This window comes from Auraticoccus monumenti (genome assembly GCF_900101785.1).
GTDB classification, from domain to species: domain Bacteria; phylum Actinomycetota; class Actinomycetes; order Propionibacteriales; family Propionibacteriaceae; genus Auraticoccus; species Auraticoccus monumenti.
In genome coordinates this window covers 1,306,361-1,331,076 of sequence record NZ_LT629688.1, presented here as the reverse complement: position 1 = coordinate 1,331,076, position 24,716 = coordinate 1,306,361, and the positions used below count along the sequence as shown (strand labels likewise).

The 24,716-nt window shown below is 73.1% G+C and carries 15 protein-coding genes; 6 read left to right on the top strand and 9 right to left on the bottom strand.

What is annotated here, in order from left to right; genetic code table 11:
- Positions 1 to 33: 33 nt before the first annotated feature.
- The 6 genes from BLT52_RS06075 to BLT52_RS06050 form a co-directional block, all read right to left on the bottom strand.
- Positions 34 to 1,224 carry an AI-2E family transporter gene (locus BLT52_RS06075; protein ID WP_090591574.1) on the bottom strand — a complete coding sequence of 397 codons (1,191 nt, stop codon included), beginning with the start codon at positions 1,222 to 1,224 and terminating at the stop codon, positions 34 to 36.
- 16 nt (positions 1,225 to 1,240) lie between these two features.
- Positions 1,241 to 2,653: an RDD family protein gene (locus tag BLT52_RS06070; protein WP_172803998.1), complete on the bottom strand. Its 1,413-nt coding sequence runs from the start codon at positions 2,651 to 2,653 to the stop codon at positions 1,241 to 1,243.
- A 154-nt stretch (positions 2,654 to 2,807) separates the two neighbouring features.
- On the bottom strand, positions 2,808 to 5,246 hold the full coding sequence (locus tag BLT52_RS06065; RefSeq protein WP_090591570.1) for a transglutaminase family protein: 2,439 nt from the start codon (positions 5,244 to 5,246) through the stop codon (positions 2,808 to 2,810).
- Positions 5,243 to 6,574 carry a DUF58 domain-containing protein gene (locus BLT52_RS06060; protein WP_090591567.1) on the bottom strand — a complete coding sequence of 444 codons (1,332 nt, stop codon included), beginning with the start codon at positions 6,572 to 6,574 and terminating at the stop codon, positions 5,243 to 5,245. The genes BLT52_RS06065 and BLT52_RS06060 overlap by 4 nt, the downstream gene beginning before the upstream one ends.
- Positions 6,571 to 7,542 (bottom strand): AAA family ATPase, encoded by a 972-nt coding sequence (locus tag BLT52_RS06055; protein ID WP_090591566.1) that lies wholly within the window; start codon positions 7,540 to 7,542, stop codon positions 6,571 to 6,573. Before BLT52_RS06055 ends, BLT52_RS06060 begins: the two co-directional genes overlap by 4 nt.
- A gap of 49 nt (positions 7,543 to 7,591) precedes the next feature.
- Positions 7,592 to 13,732: an Ig-like domain-containing protein gene (locus tag BLT52_RS06050; RefSeq protein WP_090591563.1), complete on the bottom strand. Its 6,141-nt coding sequence runs from the start codon at positions 13,730 to 13,732 to the stop codon at positions 7,592 to 7,594.
- 354 nt (positions 13,733 to 14,086) lie between these two features.
- Between BLT52_RS06050 and BLT52_RS06045 the strand changes: the two genes are divergently transcribed.
- From BLT52_RS06045 to BLT52_RS06020, 6 genes are all read left to right on the top strand, one after another.
- Positions 14,087 to 15,358, top strand: a complete 1,272-nt coding sequence (locus BLT52_RS06045; protein WP_197679217.1) for an MFS transporter — start codon at positions 14,087 to 14,089, stop codon at positions 15,356 to 15,358.
- Positions 15,359 to 15,518: 160 nt separating this feature from the next.
- Positions 15,519 to 17,033, top strand: a complete 1,515-nt coding sequence (locus BLT52_RS06040; RefSeq protein WP_090591562.1) for a SulP family inorganic anion transporter — start codon at positions 15,519 to 15,521, stop codon at positions 17,031 to 17,033.
- Between the two features lie 384 nt (positions 17,034 to 17,417).
- A complete protein-coding gene (locus tag BLT52_RS06035) occupies positions 17,418 to 19,100 on the top strand; it encodes a ribonuclease J (RefSeq protein WP_231946525.1) in 1,683 nt (560 codons plus the stop codon).
- Positions 19,101 to 19,125: 25 nt separating this feature from the next.
- The gene (locus BLT52_RS06030) at positions 19,126 to 20,769 is read left to right on the top strand and encodes a peptide chain release factor 3 (RefSeq protein ID WP_197679216.1); all 1,644 of its coding nucleotides are present in this window, start codon (positions 19,126 to 19,128) and stop codon (positions 20,767 to 20,769) included.
- Between the two features lie 183 nt (positions 20,770 to 20,952).
- Positions 20,953 to 22,467, top strand: a complete 1,515-nt coding sequence (locus BLT52_RS06025; protein ID WP_090591559.1) for a SulP family inorganic anion transporter — start codon at positions 20,953 to 20,955, stop codon at positions 22,465 to 22,467.
- A 55-nt stretch (positions 22,468 to 22,522) separates the two neighbouring features.
- The gene (locus tag BLT52_RS06020) at positions 22,523 to 22,924 is read left to right on the top strand and encodes a MerR family transcriptional regulator (protein ID WP_197679215.1); all 402 of its coding nucleotides are present in this window, start codon (positions 22,523 to 22,525) and stop codon (positions 22,922 to 22,924) included.
- Positions 22,925 to 23,382: 458 nt separating this feature from the next.
- Here BLT52_RS06020 and BLT52_RS06015 read toward each other — a convergent pair whose 3' ends face one another.
- From BLT52_RS06015 to BLT52_RS06005, 3 genes are read right to left on the bottom strand one after another with little or no spacing between them, the layout of a single operon-like run.
- Positions 23,383 to 23,826 carry a DUF6069 family protein gene (locus BLT52_RS06015; protein ID WP_197679214.1) on the bottom strand — a complete coding sequence of 148 codons (444 nt, stop codon included), beginning with the start codon at positions 23,824 to 23,826 and terminating at the stop codon, positions 23,383 to 23,385.
- Positions 23,823 to 24,332, bottom strand: coding sequence for an SRPBCC domain-containing protein (locus BLT52_RS06010; protein WP_090591558.1), 510 nt, complete (start codon positions 24,330 to 24,332; stop codon positions 23,823 to 23,825). Before BLT52_RS06010 ends, BLT52_RS06015 begins: the two co-directional genes overlap by 4 nt.
- Positions 24,329 to 24,688, bottom strand: coding sequence for an ArsR/SmtB family transcription factor (locus BLT52_RS06005; RefSeq protein WP_090591555.1), 360 nt, complete (start codon positions 24,686 to 24,688; stop codon positions 24,329 to 24,331). The genes BLT52_RS06010 and BLT52_RS06005 overlap by 4 nt, the downstream gene beginning before the upstream one ends.
- Positions 24,689 to 24,716: the final 28 nt, after the last annotated feature.

The following is a 24,716-nucleotide window of genomic DNA, read 5'->3' as shown; positions in this document are numbered from 1 at the left end:
CGAACCCTACTGGCCCCGGCACCCCCGCCGGACCTAGCGGGGGTTGGACGCGATGAGGGTGTTCACCCACTGGTTGCGCGGGTCGCCGTCGACCAGCAGCGTCTTGACGAAGAGCGTCGCGGGGAGGGCCAGCAGGGCACCCAGAGGGCCCAGCAGGAAGGCCCAGAAGGTGAGGGAGAGGAACGACATCGCGGTCGTGACCCCCACCGCGTCCCCGGTGAAGCGGGGCTGGATGATCGTCTGCACCACCAGGTTGAGCACGGAGTAGACCCCGATCACCCACAGCATGGTGGACACCCCGCCCTCCAGCAGCCCGAGCAGCGCCGGCGGCACCAGCCCCAGCACGAAGCCGATGTTGGGGATGAAGTTGGTGATGAAGGAGACCAGCCCCCAGAGCAGGGCCAGCGGGATGCCCAGGAACACCAGGGCCACCACGTCCAGCACCGCGACGATCAGCCCGAAGACCGCGGTGACCACCCAGTAGCGGCGCACCCCGACCGCGAAGGAGTCCAGCGCGGCCACGAAGGCGGGGTTGGCCCGCGAGGCCAGGGTCAGCCGGCGCGGGATGTCGGCGGAGTCGAGGGCGAAGAAGAGCAGCACCGCGAGCAGGAAGACGAACAGCGAGGTGGCCCCGAGCAGCTGGGACAGGAAGCCCTGCACCGCCGAGAACAGGGACCCGACGTTGAAGCTGTCCAGGGCCTGCTGGAGCTGGCTGCTACCCACCCCGACCCGGTCGAGCTGGGCCAGGGAGTCGTTGTACAGCGCGACGAACTGCGACTGGTAGGTCGGCATCGACTGACCGAGCTGGACGACCGACAGCGCCATCGCCAGCACCAGGCCGATCACCGTCAGGTAGAGCACGACCAGGCAGATCGCGGCGGCGAGGGCCCGGGGCACCCGTCGGGCCACCATCCAGCGCTGCAGCGGGTGGATGGTGATGACCAGGGTCAGCGCCAGGAAGGTGGGGGCGACGATGTCGGCGGCCGCCTTGAGCCCGGCGCAGGCGATCACCACCGCGGCCAGACCCAGCAGCAGCCGCAGCGAGCGGGACCCGTCCAGGACGCGTCGTGGGGCCGGCTCGGAGGGGGGCTCGCCCGCCGGCGCGGCCGGGGCCCCGGTCGCCTCGGCCGCCCCGGTCGCGGGGGCCTCGGTCGCGGTCGGCGGTGCCGTGACCGGGGCGCCGGTCGGGACGGGGGTGGCCGTCGGGACGGGGGCGTCGGTCATGGCTGGACAGTACCGCTCAGCCGTGGACGCGCTTGATCTCCAGACGGTTCTGCCCGAACGACACCAGCTGGCCCTCGCGGACCCGGACGACGTCGCCCGGGGCGCAGGGCTCGTACTCACCGGAGCTGTTGGCGATGGCCGAGCCGTTGGTGGAGCCGCGGTCCACCACGTAGATGCCGCGCTTGTCGACGCCGATGGCGATGTGGGTCTTGGAGACGGTGCGGGAGGTGTCGTCGACCTTGACCAGCTCCGCGGACTCCTCCCCGGGGCGCGGCTGGGGGTTGCGGCCGATCAGCACCAGCGAGGACACCGCCACCTCGCGGCCGTCCTCGAGGGCGAGCAGCCAGCCCTCGTCGGGGGCCCGGCGCCCGAGGGAGCCGCTGCGGGCCACCACGCGGGTGCCGTCGTCGACCTGCGCGGTGGGGTCCGCCGGAGGTGGCGGGGTGGCCGAGGCGGCGCTGCTGCTGGGCCCGGTCTCGTGGTCCGGACGTCCCCAGCGCAGCCGCTCGTCGGGCCTGTGCTGCGGTGCGGCGGCCGGAGCCGGCGGGGGCGCCCAGCCGGTGCCGGCACCGACCGGGGCCTGCGGCGGGGCGGTGCCCCAGCCGGCAGCGGGCATCTGGACGGTCGGCGCGCCGGAGCCGGGCGGCATCCCGGGCGCGGACGGCTGGGACCCCGGCCACGGGGCCGTGCCGGTGCGCGGGTCCTGGCCCTGCGGGCCGTTCCATGCTGGACCGGCTGGACCGGCTGGACCGGCTGGACCGGTCGGGGCCGGACCGGTCGGGGCCGACGTCGGCGCCCACTCCGCGGCGGATGCGGCGCTGCCGGCGCTGGGGGCCGAACCGGGGGTGCCGCTGAAGTCGCGCTGGCCGGTCAGGTGGGCGGGGAGCCCGACGGTGCTGCTGGCCGGCGGCGCCTGGCGCTGCGGGGCGGTCGCGCCGGTCTCGCGGGGGGTCGAGCGACCCACCCGCTCCTTGATCACGACGGCCTTGCCGACCTTGTCGTGCAGACCCTGGTGGCGCACGTCGGTGATCAGCATGACCACGAGCACGACGAACCCGATGCCGGTGCCGGCGAGCACCGACCAGACGAGGTGGCGCAGCAGCACCCGGCCCCACCCGATCGGGCGTCCGTCGGCCAGCCCGACCAGCTGCAGCCTGGCCAGCCGCATCCCGGGGCTGGCCGCGCCGACGGCGAGGGTCCACCAGACCAGCAGGGCCCAGGCCACGACCAGGCCGGCGGCGGCGAACCACAGCACGAGCGTCGCCTCGGGCCGCTCGGCCCAGAAGGCCAGCGCGAGGGCGAGGGCGGTGCCGACCACGGCGGGCACCAGGTTGTCCACGACGGCGGCCAGCAGCCGCGCCCCGAGGGGTCCGGCGTGCACGCCGGGCGGGAGCACAGCTCCCTGTCCGGCCCCAGCTGCTGCGCTCATCCTCGTGCTCCTCCTCGGCCCGACGGTGTCCCGCCCGGCCACTCGGTGGTGGCGGGGCCACCACATGATCCCCCACCCCGGGCCGGTGCACCACCCGCCGGGCCACGGTGACGGGCGCGCCGCCCGCCGGCGCGGGGGGCCCTGGGGAGCCTGCTCAGCGCCACGGCCGCAGCGAGACCGGCGAGAGCGCCGCCCGCAGCCGGCCCCACCACCCCACCGAGCGGCCCATCGACCGGCGCAGCTCGTCCACACCCTGCCAGTACAGGTCGACCTGGGTGGCCGACGGCTGGCGGGGGCCGAAGGTGCTGACGTCGGCGCGCCAGGCGAGGTCGTGCGGCTGCACCGGGCCCTCGGCGGCGGTCGGGAAGCGCTCGGTCACGCTGCGCGCCACCTCCGAGCGGGTGGCGGCCGGGACCGGCACCAGCCCCAGGTCGCGCGCCCGGTCCACCACCTCCGCCCAGCCGCCGGCCACCCGGTCCGACATGGTCTCGGCGAGCAGCCGGGCCTTGCGGCGGCGGGCCTTCAGCCCGAGCACCAGGGCCACCGGCAGCCCGAGCAGCAGCAGCGGCACCCCCACCGCGGCGGCCACCAGCAGCACCAGCCCCCAGTCGATCCGGGACCGGTCGTCCTCGTCGGTCCTGGGTTCCTCGGGCGGGGTGTTGTCCGGCGGGGGGTAGTCGGGGCGCTCGGGCGGCGGCGGCGGGTTGTCGACCTGGGGCCGCGGCTTGGCCTCCCGCTCGGACTCGTCGGGCTCAGGGGCCTGCGACTTGTCCGGGGTGGGGCGCAGGATCACCCAGCCCAGCCCCTCCAGCTGGACCTCGGTCCAGGCGGTGACGTCCCCGCCCCTGATGGCGACCTCGCCGGCGGACTCGGGCTGGAAGCCGTAGACCACGCGGGAGGGGACACCGAGCGAGCGGGCGGCCAGGGCCATCGCCACGGCGTACTGCTCCTCGTCGCCGATCATCTGCTCCTCCTCCACCAGCGTCTGCAGCCGGGCGACGCTGTGGCCCGAGGCCGACGGGGCGTCGCCCTCCAGGCCGTTGGAGTAGAAGCCGCGGCGCAGCTCCTGCTCGATCGCGACCACGGCCGCACCGGCGGAGGAGGCACCGGCCGACCACTGCTGGGCGGTGTCGGCGAGGGAGTCCGGGACCGGCTCGGCCGGCGGCAGCTCGTCCTCCCCGGCCTCGGCGGCCTCGATCTCGGCCGAGGTGGGCTGGCGCGGCACCACCACGTCGAGCCGGTAGACGTCGCCCTCGCGGACCCCGACGGTGCTGATCGCGGTGCCGGAGACCCGGTTGTAGAAGAGGTTCTCCGCGATCGCCCCGCCCCGTGCGGAGGTGAACTCGGCCCCGGTGACCTTCCCGACGGTCGGGAGCCAGATGTCGTCGTAGCCGCCGACGGTCACCGTGACCGTGGCCCTGCGTCCCTCGACGTCCTCGGGGACGGTGCGACCCATCCGCTTGAACAGCCCGGCGTCGGGGCCGAGGGCGTCGGCGTTGGACACGTTGAAGGTGATGCCGTCGTAGGCGTCCAGGGTGGCCAGCCGCACCGCGGCGTCCTCGGGCAGCCCGGAGACGGTGAGGAGGGTGTCCTCCTCGTGGTCCTTGAGGTGACCGCGGAAGGACTGCAGCGGGCTGGGGTACTCCAGCACGTCCAGCGGTGGCTCGACCTCGTCGCGGAGCACCGTGCGGTAGGCGTCCGGGCTGACCAGCGGGGCGCTGAACCCGGCGACGCACGCGGCCACGGCCAGGACGCCGGCGCCCATCAGGGCGGACTGCCAGCGGGTGGTGCGGCGCTGCCCGAGGAGGGACTGCTGGGTGCTGTCGCGGCGGTGCGCCGTCCAGGTCAGGGCCACCAGCGCGAACCCGACGCCGACCAGCACCGGCAGGAAGGACTCGGCGATGCCGGAGGAGATCCCCACCAGCACGGCCGCCGCGGGCGCCGCCCAGGCCAGCGTGGGACGGCTGGAGCGCAGGGCCACCGAGGCCCCGACGACGCCGCTGAGCAGCATGGTCAGCAGCGGCACGATCATCAGCGTCCCGATGCCCTCGACCGGGGCGTCCACGGTCAGCAGCCCCTTCCAGGCCGTGACCGCGCCGTAGACCAGGTCGCTGAGCGTGGTGAGGCCGGGCAGACCCCAGGTCGTGGTGGCGGGAAGGGCCAGCGCGCCGCCGAGGAGGAGGTAGCCGGCCACCACCAGCACCGCGACCTGCCAGGTGGGCAGCCGCCGCCAGGCGCCCACGACCCCGACGGCCAGACCGACCACGGCCCCGCCGACCGCCGCCACCCACACCTGCCGGCCGCCGAAGGTCAGCTGGAAGGTCACCGCCGCCAGCACGTGCAGCACCAGCAGCGCCGCCACGTCGACGCCGACCCGCAGCCAGCGGTCGCGGCCGCGGAGACCGGCGAGGGTGAGCCCGGGGGCGGTGCGGTCGTCGACCTGGTCGAGGGTGACGCGGGAGGAGGAGGGGTCCTGCTCCGGCATCGTCGCCGCGGCGCTGCGGACGTGGCGCCAGCCCGGTCGACGCTCCCCGTCCCCGGTCGGCCCGGTGGTCGTCGGGGTGGTGGCGGTGGGGCTGGTCCAGCCGCTCACAGCGCGGCCCTCCGCAGCGCGGCGGGGAGGGCATCAAGGCTGCCCAGGGTCACCAGGGTGACGTTGGACAGCGTCTGCGTGCTGACCTCCGACCCCAGCTCGACGCGGACGGCGACCACGCGGACGTCCAGGTCGAACAGGGTGCAGGCGCGACGCAGGTCCGCCGGCGCGACCTGGGAGCCGGTGACCACGACGGCGATGCTGGCCCCGGGCACCGAGCGGACGCAGGCGCGGACCAGCTCGGCGATGCTGCCGCGGTTGATCATCGCGACCCCGGACAGCTCGTCGAGGGCCCGGCGCGGGCTGACCGCCTTGAGGTGCTCGGCGGTGGTCATCACCGACAGGGTGTTCTCGTCGCGCAGCGACTGCAGGCTGACCGAGCCGACGACGGAGACCGCCAGCTCGAACTCGTCGTCGGAGAGGTAGGAGTCACCGGCGACGTCGAGGGCGACGGCCACGTGGCTGCGTCGGGTCTCCTCGAACTGGCGGACCATCAGGGTGCCGGTGCGGGCGGTGGAGCGCCAGTGCACGTAGCGCTGGTCGTCGCCGGGGACGTACTCGCGCAGGGCGTGGAAGTTGATGTCGGAGCTGGTGACCTCGCCCGTGGTCTGGCCCTCCAGGTCGCGGATGAAGCCGCCCTGGCGCCCGGGGAGCCGGACGGTCCGGGGGTGCACGTAGAGGTCGATGGCCTCGGTCCAGAGGATCTCGCGGCCCATCAGCCGGAAGGGGTCGCCGCGGACGGTCCGGGCCGGGCCGACCGTGATCACGGAGCGGCGGACGGTCGGGACGGCGAACACCTCGTCGTGGCTGGCCCGCCCACCGAGCGAGGGCAGCCCGAAGCTGGCCAGCCGGCGGCCCACGGGCAGCTCGATGCGGGCCGGCCACAGCCGGCGCTCGGAGGTGTTGACCACCCTCAGCTCGCCGAAGGCCCGCTCCCCCACCACGACCTGGCGGGACTGCAGGTCCAGGGTGACCGCGTAGGTCTGCCGTCCGACGGTGAAGGCGATGGCCAGCAGCAGCACCACCACGCAGGCCACCGACGCCACCCGCAGCTCGGTCCAGCCCAGCCGTCCCCCGACCCAGAAGGCGGCCACGGCCAGGGCCAGCACGGTCCAGCCGGCCGGGCTGACCCCCAGCAGCCGGTTGACGTGCCGGACCCGCTCCCCGGCCACGCGGGGCAGCCGTCGCCAGGTCGGCGCGTCGGCCACCTGGACGGTGCGGGTGGGCGCCGTGGCGGTGCCGGCAGCCGGGGTGGCCGACCCGTCGAGACGTCCGGCGCTGGCGGCGGACGCCGGCGCACCCGGCGCCTGTCGCAGGGCCTCGCTCATGCCGACTGGCGCTCCTGCGGCGGACGCACCGCCGCCAGCACGCGCCCCATCACCTCGTCGGCGGTGACGCCGTTGAACTCCGACTCGGGGTCGAGGATCAGCCGGTGCGCCAGGCAGGGCCGGGCCAGCACCTTGATGTCGTCCGGCATCACGAAGTGGCGGCCCTGGGAGGCCGCCCAGACCCGGGACGTCCGGACCAGGGCGAGGCCACCGCGGATGGAGACACCGAGGCGGACGTCGGCGGTGCGACGGGTCTCCTCCAGCAGCCGGGCGATGTAGTCCAGCACGCTCTCCTCGATGTGCACCCCACCGGCCAGCTGCGCCATCTCGGCCACCGCCTGGGTGGTGACCACCGGCGGGAGCGCGGCGGTGCGGGGACGGGAGCCGCCGGAGTGGAGCACCCGCATGGTGCTCTCCCGGTCCGGGTAGCCCAGCGAGGTCTTGATCAGGAAGCGGTCGAGCTGGGCCTCGGGGAGGCGGTAGGTGCCGGCCTGCTCGATCGGGTTCTGGGTCGCGATGACCATGAACGGGCTGCCGACGTCGTAGGGGCGCCCGTCGACGGTGATCCGGGACTCCTCCATCACCTCCAGCAGCGCGGACTGGGTCTTGGGGGAGGCCCGGTTGATCTCGTCGGCCAGCACGATCGAGGCGAAGACGGGGCCGCGGTGGAACTCGAACTGCCCGTTCTTCTGGTCGTAGATGTTGACGCCGGTGACGTCGGAGGGCAGCAGGTCGGGGGTGAACTGGATCCGGCTGCTGGTCCCCTGGACCGTCTGGGCCAGGGCCCGGGCCAGCGTCGTCTTGCCGGTGCCGGGGAAGTCCTCCAGCAGCAGGTGCCCCTCGGCGAGCATGGCCGTGACCGCCAGCTGGACGGTGTGGGTCTTGCCCAGCACCGCCCGCTCCACGTTGCGCACGATGGCGGTGAAGCTGTCGGAGAACCAGCGGGCCTGGTCCGGGGTGATGGTCATGCTCGTCCTTCGGGGGAGGAATGGGTCGGGCTGGGCGTCGGCGGATCGATCACGGCCAGGGACCGCTGCCGCCACCGGTGGTGTTGCCGCACTTGACGGCAGGTTTGGTCGAGTAACCCCAGAACCCGAGGTTGTTGTCACTGCCGAACGGTGCCGTTCCCGGGAACCGGTAGGAGCCGTCGCTGCTGATGCGCACGTCGCGCGGCTCGAAGGCCCCGCTCTCGGTCGGGATGCAGGTGACCGTCGAGCCTGGCTCGAAGTTGTTCAGCTGTGCCCCGATCCACTTGCAGGGCCCGTTCGGGTCGTCTCCGGTGTTCTCGCACTGCGGTGAGTGCTCACCGGAGAAGACCGTCAGGCTGGGAGGAGGCGGGCGGTCGTTGGTCCGGAAGCTGGCCGACTTCTCGGTCGTCCCGCGACGGTTGGTCGCGGTCACGGTGATCGTGTACCGCGTCTCGTACTGCAGGCCGCTCAGGTTCTGCGACCCGGACGTCTGCTTCGAGCGGCTGCCCCCCTCGACCCGCACGTCGACCGCCAGGTTCGCCGGGTCCCCGTTGGCGCCGGTGTCCCAGGCGACCTGCCCTGCCCGGTCACCCTTCGCGCTGGCGCTCACGTTGACGGTGGGCACGCCGTAGGGCGTGGCGGTGTTGCTGTCGGCCGACCAGTCCGAGCACTTGCCCTGCGAGCAGGAGCGCACCTGGGCCGTGTAGGCGGTGCCGTTCTGGGCCTCGAAGTTCTGGGGGTTCCCGCTCAGGGCACCGCTGCCGCCGTTGTTGAAGCGCACCTGGTTGGAATCCACCGCGGCACCGTTGGAGCCGCCCGGCTGCCAGCTCAGACCGACCGCCTGGTCGCCCTCGCTCAGCTGGGGCGTGGCCGGTGCGTCCGGCGCGCCGTAGGGGGTGATCGCCGGCGACGCCGCGCTCTGCCGGCCCTCACCGGCCTTGTTGGTGGCGCTGACGGTGAAGGTGTACTCGGTGCCGTTGCTGAGGTCCACGTCGGTGCTGGTGACCCCGCCACCGACCGAGGCGACGGTCGAGCCGTTGGCGTAGACGGTGTAGGCCGACACCGCGTCGCCGTTGGGGTCCGCCGAGGGCTGCCAGCTGACCCGGATCTTCTTGCCGAGGTTGCCGCCTGCGTCCTGGGCGCTGACGGCCTGGGCCGGCGCCGGCTTCCCGGCGGGCACCTCGGCCTTGGACTGACCCGACCAGTCCGAGGGCTCGGGGGCCTTGTTGCTGGCCTGCACCCGGAACCGGTAGGAGGAGCCGTTCTGCAGCCCCGTCCAGGTGTAGCTGGTCTGCCCGCCGGCGACCTCGCGCTGCTGGCGACCGCTCGGACCGGTCAGCTCGACGGTGTAGCTCTGCACCGCCGACCCCTTCGTGGGGGCGGCGGTCCAGGTCAGGGCCAGCTGCTCGTCGCCGAACTTCACCTGCGGCGTGCCGGGCTTGCCGGGGCGCACGTCGGGGCGGATCTCGGCGGACGTCCCCGACGGCTCGGAGTCCCCGATCGAGTTCGTGGCCACCACGCTGAGGGTGTAGCGGACGTCGTTGGTCAGCCCGGTGATGGTGCAGGTGGTCGAGGGGCAGCCCTGCTCCACCGACTGCCCGTCCTGCCCGGTGCCGGTCACGGTGTAGCCGCTGATCGACTCCCCGTTGTCCGCGGGTGCGGTGAAGGTGATCCGGGCCTGGCGGTCGCCGACCTCGTCGATCCGCGGGACACCGGGCTTGCCGGGGACGCCGCGCACGGTGAGCCGGATCCGGGCCTCGCTGCGCCGCTCGGTGCTGCGGGTGGCGTCCTCCACCACGTACCGCACCACCATCGACCCCACGAAGCTCTCCGCCGGGGTCACCGCGACCTGGCCACCGGAGATCTCGACCGTCCCGGAGCCCGACTCGATGGTCGCGCTCACCACCGTCAGCGGCTCGTCCGGGAACGGGTTGGCGTCGTTGTCCAGCACCGGCACCTGGCTGGTCTCACCCTGGACGGCGTCCGGGACGGCGTCGTCGACGGCCTTGGGCGGCGGCTCGGAGGAGGCCTGGACGACGACGTCGAGCTCCAGCGTCGCCTCCCCGCCCTGGCCGTCGGTCACCGCGACCGTGAACCGGGCGGTGGTCCCCGACGCGACGTCCAGCGCGGCGGTGGCGCTGACCCGCGCGCCGGACTGCTCCAGCGTCAACCCCTCAGGACGGTCCCCGGCCAGGTCGCCGAACTGCAGCGGGTCGCCGTCGGGGTCGGTGGCCGAGCGGGCCAGGTCGATGGTCTCGACGTCCTCACCGGCGCCGACGTTGAGGGTCACCGGCACCACCTCGGGGTCGGCGTTGACCTCCTCCGGCTCCTCCTCCTCCGGGGTGTCGGGGGCGACCGGCTCGGGGGCGGCCAGCACCGTGATCGGGACCGTGAGCACGGCCGTCCGGCCGTCGGGGTCGGTGCTGTCCTCGCCGTCGGTGACCTCGAAGATGATCGCCGCCGGCCCCTCGTGCTCCACCGGTGCGGTGAACTGCACGCTGCCCTCGTCCAGGGCGGCGGGGACGCCGTTGGAGGCCCAGATCCGCTCCTCGGAGGTGAGCTGCACCTGGCGTCCCTGGGTGCCGAGCACGAAGTCGTTGATGTCCAGGGCCAGCGGCTCGCCGGCCACCACCTCCTGGGCGGTCACGTCGGCCCGCAGCGCCGGGACGGCGTCCGCCCGGCCGGGCACCGTGATGACGGCCGAGGCGACCTGACCGTCGCCGTCGGTGACCTGGTAGCGGATCCGCCGCATCTGCGCGCCGATGTGCACCTGGACGTTCTGCCCGGCGACGACCGCGCGCTCCTCCTCCGGCACCGACTCGTCCTCGGCGACGGAGACGGTCAGCTGGCTGGTCGGCCCGTCGGGGTCGAAGTCGTTGCGCAGCACCGGGACGTCGATCTCCTCCTCGGTGACCACGTCGGCCGGGGAGACGATGTCGTCGCGGACCACCGGGACCATGTCCGGGGCGTCACCGTCGACGGTGATCACCACGTCCCCGACGCCCTCCGCACCGCGGGTGTCGGCGACCGTGTACTGCCCGGCGGTGGTGCCCGGCTGCTCCGGGGCCACGAACTGGACCGTGTCGTCGACCACCGAGGCCTCGGTGTCGAAGCGCAGCGGGTCCTCCGCGAACCCGAACGCGTCCCCGTCGGGGTCGGAGTCGTTGGCCAGGACGGCCACCCGGACGGTGTCACCGGGCTTGGCGGTCACCTCGTCCTGGATCGGCAGCGGCGGGGTGTTGCGGGCGCTGCGGGGCACCACACCGACCCGGATCTCGCCGACGGCGCGGGCGCCGCGGGCGTCGGTGACGGCGTAGCTGAAGCTGTCGGTGCCGGTGGCCTCGGGGTAGGCCTCGTACTCCAGCCAGGACTCGTCGACGGCGACCAGACGCCCCTTCGTCGGGCCGGAGTCCACGCCCAGCAGCCGGACCGAGTCGCCCTCGGGGTCGATGTCGTCCAGCGGGATCAGCAGCCGCCCGGTCGCGCCGGCCAGGACGCGCCCGGTGACCACCTCCGGCTCCGGCGGGGTGTTCTCCACCTCGTCGGCGATCACGTCGATGCGGATGCTGGCCGAGGCGGTCTGCCCGGCGGAGTCCTCGATCTCGTAGACCACCCGGTACTCACCGGCCACGGTCGGGGCGGCGAAGCGGACGTGCTCGCCGGAGACCCAGGCCTGGCCGCCGCTGACCTCGGGCAGCTCGGGGTCGATGGTCAGCTCGAGGCCGGCCGGGGAGGTGTCGTTGCCGAGCGCGCGGACGCTGCCCACGTCACCGGCGCGGACGGTCAGGGTGTCCGGCGTGGCCACCGGGCGGCTGGACGGCGGCGCCTCGGTGGGGACCACCACCAGCGTCCCCTCCACCGAGTGGTCGCCGTCGCTGACGGTGTAGGGCACCGAGATCGACTGGTCCGGCGTGGTGACCGCGGTCACCTCCAGCATCTGGCGGTTGATCAGCTTGGTGCGCAGCGCGGGGTGCTGCCCGACCGACTGGATCACCAGCACGTCGTCGTCGGCGTCCTCGTCGTTGGCCAGCGGGTCCACCAGCACCGAGCCGCCGGCGGGCAGCAGCGCGACGTCGCGGGTGGCCACCGGCGGTGAGCCCCCGCCGGGCTCCAGCACGTCGACCCGGACGACCCCGAAGCTGGTCTTGCGGTTGGTGACGATGTAGCCGACGTAGTAGGTCCCGGGCGCGTCGGAGCGGAAGGTGAAGGTGCCCTTGGGGTAGTCCACCGCGATCCGGGCGCCCTCGATCTGGGTCTCCACCGTGGCCAGGCTGATGTCCTCGCCGGTGTCGTTGGCCATCGGCTCGACCAGCAGCACCTCCCCCGCAGCCACCGAGACGTAGTCGCCGTTGGCCTGCGGGGGGACGTCGCCGCTGTCGCGGGCGTCGACCAGGAGGGTGCCGGTGGCCTCGTCCAGCCCGTCGGAGACGGTGATCTCGACCTCCTTGCGACCCTCGTCCTTGCCGACGTCGAGGAAGGTGAGCTGGCCGTCGGCGGTGAAGGTGACCTCGTCGTCGCCGGGGGCCTTCGCGTCGACCAGGATCAGGTCGTCACCCTCGGGGTCGCGCCAGTCCAGCAGCACGCGCCGGCTGGCCTCCCCGCCCAGGGTGACGGTCAGCGGCTCGACGTCGGCCTTGGCCACCGGTGCCTCGTTGGACTCCTCCTGCTCGGCGCTGCGGACGTCCAGGGAGACGCGGGCGCTGTCCTTGCCGCCGCGTCCGTCGCTGACGGTGTAGCTGAAGGCGAGCCGCGACGGCGCGTCCTCGGGGACGGTCACCTGCACGGCCGTCCCGCCGCGCACCAGCTGCAGGCCGGCCCCGCCGGAGACCTCGGGCGGACCCTGGACGGTGAGGATGTCCCCGTCGGGGTCGGAGTCGTTCTCGATGATGGGGATCAGGGTGGAGCGGCCGGCGCGGACGGCGAGGGCGTCGTCGATCGCGGTGGGCTTGCGGTTGGGCCCGGTGCGCTCGGGGCTGACCTTCTCGACGACGTCCTCGTTCTCGGACTCATCGCCCTCGTCGGGCTCGGGCGGGGTGACCTTCTCCCAGCCCTTGATCAGCTGCATGTTCTCGGTGGGCAGCCAGATGTTGCCGTCCAGCTCGTCGTTGAGCACCACCACCTCGCGGTTGACCCGCCAGGACAGCTCCCCGCCGGCCCACTCGGCCACGTCGGTCACCACCGGCGCGGTGCGGTCGCAGGCGTAGCCGACCCGGGCGCGCTCGCCGGAGGTGAAGGCGCCGTAGGCGCAGCCCGCCACGACCACCGGCTGGACCGGGGTCCCGGCCGCACCGGGGGCCAGCGGCACCAGCCGGTCGTCGGCCACCCCCTGCAGCCCCTCGGCGGTGGCCAGCACCACGTCCACCGCGTCCTCGCTGGTGCGGGTGCCCGCCGCCGAGGCGGCCTGCAGCCGGGCTCCGGCCACAGCGGGGACGGCCACCGGGTCCGAGCCCTCCACCCAGACCGTGCCGGCGGTCCGGTCCAGCACCACGGCCCGGTCGGCCACGGCGGTCAGCTCGACGTCGAGGGGCTGCGCCAGCGGGGCCGGCAGCGGCACCAGCTCCGGCTCCTCGCCCTCGGCCAGCCCCTCGGCGGGGACCCTGACCAGCTCGCCGCGGACCGCCGACAGCCCGATCGTGTCGCCGTCGGTGGTGACCACGGCGGTGCCCCCGGGACCGAGGTCGAGGTCGGCCTTGGCCTTGACGAAGTCGAGGCCGAAGACGTCGGCCACCGGACGGCTCCAGGCCCGTCCGCTGGGCGGGTCGACCACGGCCACCCTGGCCTCGTTCACCGAGACCACCGCACCGGCCGGCAGCGCCACCGGGGTGCCCAGGGCCGAGCTGGTGGGCTCGACCTGGGCCAGCTGGGAGGTGACGTTGTCCCGGGTGAGGATGGTGCCCTCGTCCTGCCAGAGGTCGAAGTCGCGGTTGATCATCTGCGTCGACGTCTCGAGCTCGTCGATCTGCTTGTTCAGCTTCCCCGCCAGCCGCAGGGTCTGGTTGACCACCCAGACCGAGCCGTCGTTGAGCCGCAGGTCCGCCGCCGGGTAGCCGCGGGCGACGGCGGCACCCACCACCAGGGCCACGGCCAGGACCCCGACCAGGGCAGCGGACCAGGAGCGGCGCAGGAACCGGCGGACGGTGTGGCCGGGGAGGAGACGTCGGAGCCGGGCGTCGGTGCGCGGAGCGGCCACGGCAGGATCTCTTCCGGCTCAGATCGGGTGGGACGGGCAGCGCTGCTGCCCGGGGACATTGTGACAAACCGACGGACCACTCCCAACCGCTCCGCGGGGCGCCCCGGCGAGCACCCACCGCCGCCGGAGCCCGAGCTCGCGGGTCGGGCCGTCGGGGGCGGTCTCAACAACGGCCGTCGGACCCCGGACCGTCTCTACCCTTGCGTTAGGGTTGAGTGGTCGGAGCGCCCCGCCGAGCGGGAGGGCGGCGTCCGCCCCACTCCCACCCACCCTGCCGAGCCCGACCCGGTGGAGGCCACCGCGCCCCACTCCTCCCGGGCCGGTCCCGGACCACGTCCGAGAGGCTGCACACCCGTGCCCACGTCCCGCACCCACCGGCGCCTCCCGGGCTGGCTCACGTGGCTGCTCCTGGTCGGTTCCGGTGGGGTGCTGTCGGTGGTGACCGCGCCGGGCCAGACCGCGGGGCTGTCGGTGTTCACCGACCCGCTGCTGGTGCAGCTGGACACGACCCGCACCGCCCTGTCGGCCAGCTACCTGGTGGGGACCCTCGTCGGCGCCGCGGCCCAGCCCTTCATCGGTCGCGGGCTCGACCGGTTCGGTGCGCCACGCACCCTGGCGGTGATCGTGGTGGCCTTCGCGGCCGTCCTGGTGGGGCTGAGCGTGGTGGGGTCCGTGGCCGGGCTGACGCTGGGCTACGTCGGGGTGCGGATGCTCGGCCAGGGCGCGCTCGGCCTCGCCGCCACCACGGCCGTGGCCCGGGCCGTCACCCACCGCCGGGGACTGGCGCTGGGGGTCACCGGCGCCCTGGGCTCGGCGGGCATCTCGCTGGCCCCCGTGGGTCTGGAGCGGCTGGTCACCGCGGTCGGGATGGGGCCGGCCTGGCGCTGGGAGGCTTTCGCCGTCGTGTCGGTGGGGCTGCTGGCCACCGGCGTCCTCACCCTGGCGCTGCGTCACGGCCAGCGGCCCTCGAACCGGTCCGAGGCTGCGGCCGGTCCCCGTCCCGGTGCCGCTCCCCGATCCCCGGCCGAGCCGGTGTGGACGCTGGCGCTGGCCGTGCGGACCAGCGCGTTCTGGGTCATCGCGGCGAGCCTGGCCACCTCGGGGATGCTCAGCACGGCGCTGGCGTTCCACCAGATCGCCCTGCTGGGCGAGCGCGGGCTGTCCCCGCTGGAGGCCTCGGCCAACTTCCTCCCGCAGACGGTCACCGGGCTGCTGGCCACCCTGGCCACCGGGGCGCTGGTGGACCGGGTGTCCCCGCGGTGGTTCGTGGCGGTGTCGATGGGCAGCCTGGCCGTGGCCCTGGCCCTGGTCGGGCTGGTCACCCCGGGGATCTCGGCGATCAGCTACGGGCTGGTGCTGGGCGTCGCGGGAGGGGCGCTGCGCGGCATGGAGGCGGCCACCTACGTGGCCTACTACGGCGTCCGCCACATCGGCACCATCCGCGGGGTCGCCACCTCCATCGGGCTCGCCTCCACCGCACTGGGCCCGCTGCTGCTCTCCCTGGGCCGGGACTGGGCCGGCGGCTTCGCCGCCCCCTCCCTCGTCCTGGCCGTGGTGCCGGTCGCGGTGGGCGTCGCCGGGCTGATGATGCGCGCACCGGTGCGCCCCGACCGCCGCACGGGGTGACCACGGGGCGGGTCGATCGCCTCAGACTCTATTCATGGGCTAGAGTAGAGATCGGTGCGGACGGTCCTCTCCCGAGCACCCACGGCGAGCGCAGGGTCGCGCCATTCCGCAGCGTGCGGGTCGTGCTCCTGAGAACCACCCACCCCGTGAACGGACACCCATGACCACACCGGCTCCCACCCTGCCCGCTGAGCACGACGCCGAGTCGCACTCGGTGCGTGCCGCCCTGCGATCCCCCCGACGGCTGCGCACGGAGGTCCTGGCCGGCCTGGTCGTCGCACTGGCCCTGATCCCGGAGGCCGTCGCCTTCTCGATCATCGCCGGCGTCGACCCGCGGGTCGGGTTGTTCGCCTCCTTCACGATGGCCGTCACCATCTCCGTCGTGGGCGGACGGCCGGCGATGATCTCCGCGGCCACCGGCGCCATCGCCCTGGTGATCGCCCCCGTCGCCCGGGAGTACGGCCTGGACTACTTCATCGCCACCGTGCTGCTCGCCGGGTTGATGCAGGTGGTGCTCAGCGTGCTGGGGGTGGCCAAGCTGATGCGGTTCATCCCCCGCAGCGTGATGGTGGGCTTCGTCAACGCGCTGGCCATCCTGATCTTCACCTCCCAGGTCCCCTACCTGCTCGGGGTGCCGTGGGCGGTCTACCCGATGGTCGCGATCGGCGTCCTCATCATGGTCTTCTTCCCGAGGTTGACCCGGGCCGTGCCGGCGCCACTGGTGGCCATCGTGGTCATCACCACCGCGGCCGTGGTCATGGGCATCCAGGTGCCGACGGTCGGTGACCAGGGCGCACTGCCCGACAGCCTGCCCACCCTCTTCCTCCCCGACGTACCCCTCACCCTCGACACGCTCCGGATCATCGCCCCCTACGCCTTCGCGATGGCCCTGGTCGGGCTGCTGGAGTCCCTGCTGACCGCCAAGCTCGTCGACGACGTCACCGACACCCACTCCAACAAGACCCGCGAGGGCTGGGGCCAGGGCGTGGCCAACATCGTCACCAGCTTCTTCGGCGGCATGGGCGGCTGCGCCATGATCGGCCAGACCATGATCAACGTGAAGGTCTCCGGGGCCCGCACCCGCATCTCGACCTTCCTGGCCGGGGTGTTCCTGCTCGTGCTGGTGCTGGCCCTGGGCGACGTCGTGGCCATCATCCCGATGGCCGCCCTGGTCGCGGTGATGATCATGGTCTCCGTGGCGACCCTCGACTGGCACAGCGTCGACCCCCGCACCCTGCGGAACATGCCCCTCAGCGCGACCGCGATCATGGTCGTCACCGTGGTGGTCACCGTCGCCACCCACAACCTGGCCTACGGCGTCATCAGCGGCATCATCGTCGCCGTCCTGTTCTTCGCCAACCGGGTGGCCCACTTCACCCAGGTCGTCGACGTCGCCTCCCCCGACCCCGACACCCGCGTGTACGCCGTCAAGGGCGTGCTGTTCTTCGCCTCCAGCAACGACCTCGTCTACCAGTTCGACTACGCAGGGGACCCCCACGACGTGGTCATCGACCTCTCCGAGGCCCAGATCTACGACGCCTCCACCGTCGCCGCCTTCGACGCCATCGAGACCAAGTACGCCCAGCGCGGCAAGAACGCCCGCATCATCGGGCTCAACGACGCCAGCACCGCCTGGCACGGCCGCCTCTCCGGCAAGCTCGGCGCCGGGCACTGACGACCCCGACGGCGGGCTGCCGCACGCCGGGACGGGGGTCCGGCCGGGGACCTGGCAGGCCGACGGAGGTGGATCGGACCGGCGTCGGACGCTGGTGCGACCATCCATCCTCTACCCTGCAACCAGGGGGAGACGTGCTCGACGAGGCGTCCTCGACCGGGGAGCAGCGCGACAGCGCGGTGTCCTCCTCGGACGCAACCGCCGCGCGGACGCAGGAACCCGCACGCCGGAGCCCCATCTGACCCACCCCAGGAGCACATGCACCAGCTGGCCGCCACGTCCGCCGATGAGGCGACGCCGTTGCAGCAGCACCACGACCACCCGACCCCGCGCCCTGACCAGCACTGCTGACCGCGACGCGGTCCACGACCGGAGGAACACCACTTGACACGCTCCACCACCCACAACCGGCCCCCCAAGCTCCCCCAGGACGGCCTCCGGGTCGTCGCGCTCGGGGGCCTGGGCGAGATCGGCCGCAACATGACCGTCCTCGAGCACCGCGGCGAGCTGCTGGTCATCGACTGCGGCGTCCTGTTCCCCGAGAACCACCAGCCGGGGGTCGACGTGATCCTGCCGGACTTCACCTGGATCCGGGAACGGCTCGACCGCATCAAGGCCATCGTCCTCACCCACGGGCACGAGGACCACATCGGGGCCGTCCCCTACCTGCTGCGCGAGCGTCCCGACATCCCGGTGATCGGGTCGCGGCTGACGCTGGCCTTCCTCGCGGCCAAGATGCAGGAGCACCGCCTGAGCCCGACGCTGGTCGAGGTCGTGGCCGGTGAGCGTCGCGATGTGGGCGTCTTCGACCTCGAGTTCGTCGCGGTCAACCACTCCATCCCCGACGGCCTGGCCATCGCCGTCCGCACCTCGGCCGGGCTGCTGCTGCACACCGGTGACTTCAAGATGGACCAGTTCCCGCTGGACCGCCGGATCACCGACCTGCGCGCCTTCTCGCGGTTGGGCGTGGAGGGTGTCGACCTCTTCCTGACCGACTCCACCAACGCCACGGTGCCCGGGTTCACCACCGCCGAGCACGAGCTCACCCCGGCCATCGAGACCGTCTTCCGCACCTCGCCGAAGCGGATCATCGTGTCCAGCTTCGCCAGCCACGTGCACCGCATCCAGCAGGTGCTGAACGCCGCCCACAGCTCCGGGCGCAAGGTGGCGCTGGTGGGACGCTCCATGGTCAGGAACATGGGCATCGCCCAGGACCTCGGCTACCTCGAGGTCCCCGAGGGCCTCATCGTGGACCTGAAGCAGCTGGCCCGGCTCCCCGACAACCGCATCACGCTCATCTGCACCGGTTCCCAGGGCGAGCCGATGGCGGCCCTGGCCCGGATGGCCAAGGAGGAGCACAAGATCAGGGTCGGCGACGGGGACACCGTCCTGCTGGCCAGCTCCCTCATCCCCGGCAACGAGTCCGCGGTCTACGGCCTGATCAACGGTCTCGCCCGGCTGGGCGCCAACGTCGTGCACTCGGGCAACGCCAAGGTCCACGTCTCCGGTCACGCCAGCGCCGGCGAGCTCGTCTACTGCTACAACATCGTCCAGCCCCGCCACGTGATGCCGGTGCACGGCGAGTGGCGCCACCTGCACGCCAACGGGGTGCTGGCCACCCGGACCGGCGTGCCGGAGGACCGGGTGCTCGTCGGCGAGGACGGGATGGTCGTCGACCTGGTCCGCGGGCGGGCCAAGATCGTGGGCTCCGTGCCCGCGGCCTACGTCTACGTCGAGGGCGGCACCGTCGGCCGCGCCACCGAGACGACCCTGGAGGAACGCCGGGCCCTGTCCGGGGAGGGGACCATCACGATCGTGGCCATCATGAACATGTCCACCGGGGAGATGTCGGAGGACCCCGACTTCATCGCCCACGGGCTCACCCACGACCGCTCGGACCTCAGGGCGATGATCCCCGCGCTGCAGGAGGACCTCCGGAGCGCCGCGCAGCGCAGGGACTTCGACCCGCAGGCCGCTGAGGCGACCCTCGCGAGGACCGCCGCCCGCTGGCTCCAGCGTCGGTGGAACCGCAGCCCGGTCATCGTCCCCGTGGTCGTCGAGGAGTGAGGGACCACCACTGGCGGCGGGCGCGGTGAGCACCCCGGACCTGGCAGCGCCCGCCCCCAGCGACCAGGTGGTCGTCGACGCCGCGCCGTCCGAGCACGCGGCGAGGCGACGGACGGTGGCGATCATCTCCCACCCCGACGCCGGGAAGTCCACGCTGACCGAGGCGCTGCTGCTGGAGGCCCAGCGGATCCACGAGGCTGGCGCCACCCACGGCAAGCGCGGCCGTCCGGCGACGGTGAGCGACTGGATGGAGATGGAGCAGAGCCGCGGCATCTCCATCTCCTCCGCGGCCGTGCAGTGCCGCATCGACGACGTCCTGGTGACCGTGGTCGACACCCCCGGCCACGCCGACTTCTCCGAGGACACCTTCCGGGTGCTGTCGGCCGTCGACGCGGTCATCATGCTCATCGACGCCGCGAAGGGGGTGGAGGCGCAGACCCGCCAGCTGTTCACCGCCTGCGCGGCACGAGGGCTGCCGGTCGTCACCTTCGTCAACAAGTGGGACCGCCCGGGTCTCGACGCGCTCGCCCTGCTCGAGGAGGTCGAGGCGACCACGGGTCTCGTCCCGACGCCGCTGCTGTGGCCGGTCGGCGTGGCCGGCGAGCTGCACGGCCTGCTGGACGTCACCACCGGCGCCCCCCTCGCGGTGACCCGACCGCAGCACGCCGGGGAGCGGGCGGTCCACACCCCCGTCTCGCACCCGGACGCCGAACGGTCCTGGGGCGCCGGGTGGACCAGCTGCCTGGAGGAGGTCGCCCTGCTGCGGGCCAACGGCCAGGTGCACGACCAGGAGCTGTTCGTGGGCCACGCCTCCACGCCGGTGCTGTTCGGTGCCGCCAGCCTGGGGATCGGCATCCGCACCCTGCTGGAGGTCCTCCGCGACCTGGTCCCGCCCCCACAGCCCCGACGAGACGTCGGTGGGACGCCCGTCGCCCTCGACGCCCCCTTCACCGGCTACGTGTTCAAGGTCCAGTCGGGGATGAACTCCGCCCACCGGGACCGCTTCGCCTACGTCCGCACCTGCTCGGGCCGGTTCGACACCGCCATGACGCTGCAGCACCCGCGGACCGGGCGCACCCTCACGGCCAAGTACGCCCAGAGCGTCTTCGGTCAGCGGCGCGAGGCCCTGCTCGAGGCCTGGCCGGGGGACGTCTTCGGCCTGGTGCACGGCGGGCAGCTGCAGCCCGGGGACACCATCCGGGCGGTGTCGAGCCGCGCGGTGTACCCGGGGATGCCCCGGTTCGACCCCACCTCCTTCGTGTCGGTGGGCCCCGTGGACAGCTCGCGGCACAAGCAGTTCCACCGGGGCCTGGAGCTGCTCGACGCCGAGGGCACCATCCAGCTGATGCACTCCACCGCCCGCGGACCGCAGAACCCGGTCCTGGGCGCGGTCGGCGTGCTGCAGTTCGAGGTGGCCGCGGACCGGATGGAGCGCGAGTACCACTGCCCGGTCGTCGTGTCGCCGTTGCCCTTCACCCGCGCGCTGGCGGTCCCCGGGCACGCCCACGAGGTGGTGCCCGCCGGACGGGACCGCGAGATCCTCACCCGCAGCGACGGCCAGGACTTCCTGCTCGTGAGCGACGAGCACGCGGCCAGGGCCCTGCGCCGCCGCTACCCCCGATTGTGGGAGACCGCCGGCGAGGGCGCCCCCGAGGCGGGTCCGGGGTGACGGTGAGCGGCGACCTTCCCCGTCAGCCGCCGACGCGAGCGGTCGCCCGGACTCTACTCTTGCGTTAGGGTCCGTACCGGTGCCGGCCGCTCCCCCGGCGCCCACGAGGGGACGCGGTGTCGCGTCGTCTGCCCTCGCGCGTCGTGCTGCTCGTAGGACACCGATCTCCGTGGACGGAAACTGATGACTGCCCCTGCGCCCACCCTGCCCCCTGAGCTGGATGCCGAGTCGCACTCGGTGCGTGCCGCCCTGCGCTCGCCGCGACGGCTGCGGACGGAGGTCCTGGCCGGCCTGGTCGTCGCGCTGGCCCTGATCCCCGAGGCGATCTCGTTCTCGATCATCGCCGGCGTCGACCCGCGGGTCGGGTTGTTCGCCTCCTTCACGATGGCCGTCACCATCTCGATCGTGGGTGGGCGGCGGGCGATGATCTCCGCGGCCACCGGCGCCGTGGCGCTGGTCATCGCACCCCTGGTGCGGGAGCACGGGATGGACTACCTCATCGCCACGGTGCTCCTGGCCGGGCTGATGCAGGTGGTGCTGAGCGTCCTGGGGGTGGCCAAGCTGATGCGGTTCATCCCCCGCAGCGTGATGGTGGGCTTCGTCAACGCGCTGGCCATCCTGATCTTCACCTCCCAGGTCCCCTACCTGCTCGGCGTGCCCTGGGCGGTCTACCCGATGGTCGCCATCGGGATCGCGATCATGGTGTTCTTCCCGAGGCTCACCCGGGTGGTGCCCGCACCGCTGGTGGCCATCGTGGTGCTGACCGTCGCCGCGGTGGCCCTCGGCGTCCAGGTGCCGACCGTCGGTGACCAGGGCGCGCTGCCCGACAGCCTGCCCACCCTCTTCCTCCCCGACGTGCCCCTCACCCTCGACACCCTGCAGATCATCGCCCCCTACGCCTTCGCCGTGGCCCTGGTGGGCCTGCTGGAGTCCCTGCTGACCGCGAAGCTGGTCGACGACGTCACCGACACCCACTCCAACAAGACCCGTGAGGGCTGGGGTCAGGGTGTGGCCAACATCGTCACCGGGTTCTTCGGCGGCATGGGTGGCTGCGCGATGATCGGGCAGACGATGATCAACGTGAAGGTCTCCGGGGCCCGCACCCGCATCTCGACCTTCCTGGCCGGGGTGTTCCTCCTGGTCCTGGTCGTCGTCCTGGGCGACATCGTGGCCATCATCCCGATGGCGGCCCTCGTCGCGGTCATGATCATGGTGTCGGTCGGCACGCTGGACTGGCACAGCGTCGACCCGCGCACCCTGCGGAACATGCCCCTGAGCGCGACCGCGATCATGGTCGTCACCGTGGTGGTCACCGTCGCCACCCACAACCTGGCCTACGGCGTCATCAGCGGCATCATCGTCGCCGTCCTGTTCTTCGCCAACCGGGTGGCCCACTTCACCGAGGTCGTCGACGTCGCGACCCCCGACCCCGACACGCGCGTGTACGCCGTGAAGGGTGTGCTGTTCTTCGCCTCCAGCAACGACCTCGTCTACCAGTTCGACTACGCAGGGGACCCCCACGACGTGGTCATCGACCTCTCCGAGGCGCAGATCTTCGACGCCTCCACCGTCGCCGCGCTGGACGCGATCGAGACCAAGTACGCCCAGCGCGGCAAGAACGCCCGCATCATCGGGCTCAACGAGGCCAGCACCGCCTGGCACGGCCGGCTCTCCGGCAAGCTCGGCGCAGGGCACTGACCCGAACGACACCCCCGACGACGACCGTCACTCACACCGCAGGAAGGACCAGGAGATGGGCTCCGAGGAACACATGCAGATCGGGGTGGTCGCCGAGCTCACCGAGGTGTCCATCCAGACCCTGCGCCACTGGGAGAAGGCCGGTCTGGTCGAGCCCTCCGCCCGGAGCGCCGGCGGGTTCCGCCTGTACACCAGCGACGACGTCGAGCGCCTGCGCACCATCCGCCGGATGAAACCCCTCGGGTTCACCCTCGAGGCCATGAAGGCCCTCCTCGACGCCCTCGACACCCTCCGTTCCCCTGAGGTCGACCCCCGGGCCGCGCAGGAGGCACGTGCCGTCCTGCAGGACCTCGCCACCCAGGTCGAGGACAGCACCGCCCGGCTGCAGCGCCATCTCGACTACGCCCACGAGCTGAGGGCGCGGCTGGCCCGCGAGCAGGAGAGCGCGGGCTCCTAGGTCAGCACGTCCCCACGGTCGTGCAGAACGCCGACGGTCGAGGCGGCGGGCAGCTCGTGCGGGCCGCGACCGCAAGGCTGAGCAGGTCCTGAGGTGATCCCGACGTGGATCAGGGCCGACGCTGATCCCGGTGGTGCAGAGTTCCACTCGTCGGGCCGCCGACCACATCAGCTCGGGGGAGACGGTGGCGGGGAGCGGGCCCGACGCGGACCAGAGGGTCACCGTGCAGCACCCCCATCGGGGGATGGGGTGGTGCACGGGACCCGCCGGTCCGAGTCAGCTGGACCGCTCGTCCGTCGCCCACTGGGAACGACGGCGGGACGCCCCACCTCTCGGGGGATGAGGTGGGGCGTCCTACACATTGTAGTACCTGCTGTGCGCTCCGTCACACCGGGCGCCCGCGACCACCGTGCAGCTCCGGCGGGGACGACGGAGAACGCGGGCACTCCCCGCCGGGATCAGCGTCCGCCGCGCCCGGTGGGGAGCCTGCGGGCCAGGGTCGGCACCACGAGCGCCGCCGCCGCCAGGTGGGTCGTCATCAGCAGCGCCCGGGTGCTGGCACCGGTGTCGGCGAGGAGGTCGGGGACCAGCGACAGGGCGGTCAGGGCCAGCGTCACGACCAGGAACGTCCGCCGGGGACGCCGCGCCCAGCGGCGCAGGGCCACCGCGAGGACGACGCCGACCAGCCCGAAGAGGACGGTCAGCACCCCGAACCAGTAGACCGGGATCGGCACGCCCCCGACGTCCGTGCTGATCCCGCCGGCACGTCCCAGCGCGGCGACGGTCATCGTGGCGGCGGCGGCGGCCAGCACCCCCAGCAGGCCCGTCCTGACCACCGACCAGGCCCCGCGCGCACCGACGGCGACCACGGCCGGGGTCGGTGCGCCGGCGACCGCGCTCACCGCTCCTCCTCGGCGAGCAGCCGGTCGAGCTTGGCGTAGCCCTCGTGGACGCCCACCTCCATGCCGCTGGCCAGCCACTGGTCGCGCGCCTCGAAGGAGTCGCAGAGGGACACCGCGTGCAGCCGGGTGCGCCCGTCACCGAGGTCCTCGAAGGTCAGGGTCTCCAGCGAGACGGCGTCCGGCATCCCCTCCCAGGTGAAGGTCTGCACGATCCGGTCCTCGCGGACGGTGTGGAAGCAGCCGCGGAAACGGCCCTCGAAGTCGGCGTGCCGGGAGGTGTAGCGCCAGGCGCCGCCGTCGCGGGCCTCCCACTCCACGATCTCGTTCTCGAGCTCGTCCGGTCCGATCCAGCGGACGAAGAGCTCGGGGTCGGTGTGGGCGCGGAAGAGCTGGGCCGGGGTCGCCCGGAAGTCCCGCCACAGGTGGATGGCAGGCACCGTGGAGTCGGCCTCGATGGCCGCCCGGTCGTGGCGCTGCGCGGTGCTGGTGTGCTCGGTGGTGGTCATGATGCGGTTCCCTCTCGTGGGTGCTGGACTGCGGTGTCGGGGGCGATCTCGGCCAGCACGGCGTCGAGGCGGCTGAACCGCTCCTCGGCCTGCCGGCGGTAGCGCTCGATCCACCTGGTCATCAGGTCGAACACCTCTGCCTCCAGGTGGACCGGACGCCGTTGGGCGTCCTTGCTGCGGGTCACCAGGCCGGCGTCCTCGAGCACCTTGAGGTGCTTGGAGACGGCCTGGACGCTGACGTCGTACGGCTCGGCGAGCGCCCCGACGGTCGCGTCCCCGACCGCGAGACGGGCGACGATGTCGCGACGTGTCGGGTCGGCGAGGGCCGAGAAGACGCGGGAGAGCTGATCGGTCACGTGCTGTTCCTTTTCAACCATTGGGTTG

Excerpts from the sequence above, each read along its gene's own strand:
- BLT52_RS06075 (WP_090591574.1), bottom strand. The coding sequence starts at position 1,224 with ATGACCGACGCCCCCGTCCCGACGGCCACCCCCGTCCCGACCGGCGCC.
- BLT52_RS06070 (WP_172803998.1), bottom strand. The coding sequence starts at position 2,653 with ATGAGCGCAGCAGCTGGGGCCGGACAGGGAGCTGTGCTCCCGCCCGGC.
- BLT52_RS06060 (WP_090591567.1), bottom strand. The coding sequence starts at position 6,574 with ATGAGCGAGGCCCTGCGACAGGCGCCGGGTGCGCCGGCGTCCGCCGCC.
- BLT52_RS06055 (WP_090591566.1), bottom strand. The coding sequence starts at position 7,542 with ATGACCATCACCCCGGACCAGGCCCGCTGGTTCTCCGACAGCTTCACC.
- BLT52_RS06040 (WP_090591562.1), top strand. The coding sequence starts at position 15,519 with ATGACCACACCGGCTCCCACCCTGCCCGCTGAGCACGACGCCGAGTCG.
- BLT52_RS06025 (WP_090591559.1), top strand. The coding sequence starts at position 20,953 with ATGACTGCCCCTGCGCCCACCCTGCCCCCTGAGCTGGATGCCGAGTCG.
- BLT52_RS06020 (WP_197679215.1), top strand. The coding sequence starts at position 22,523 with ATGGGCTCCGAGGAACACATGCAGATCGGGGTGGTCGCCGAGCTCACC.
- BLT52_RS06010 (WP_090591558.1), bottom strand. The coding sequence starts at position 24,332 with ATGACCACCACCGAGCACACCAGCACCGCGCAGCGCCACGACCGGGCG.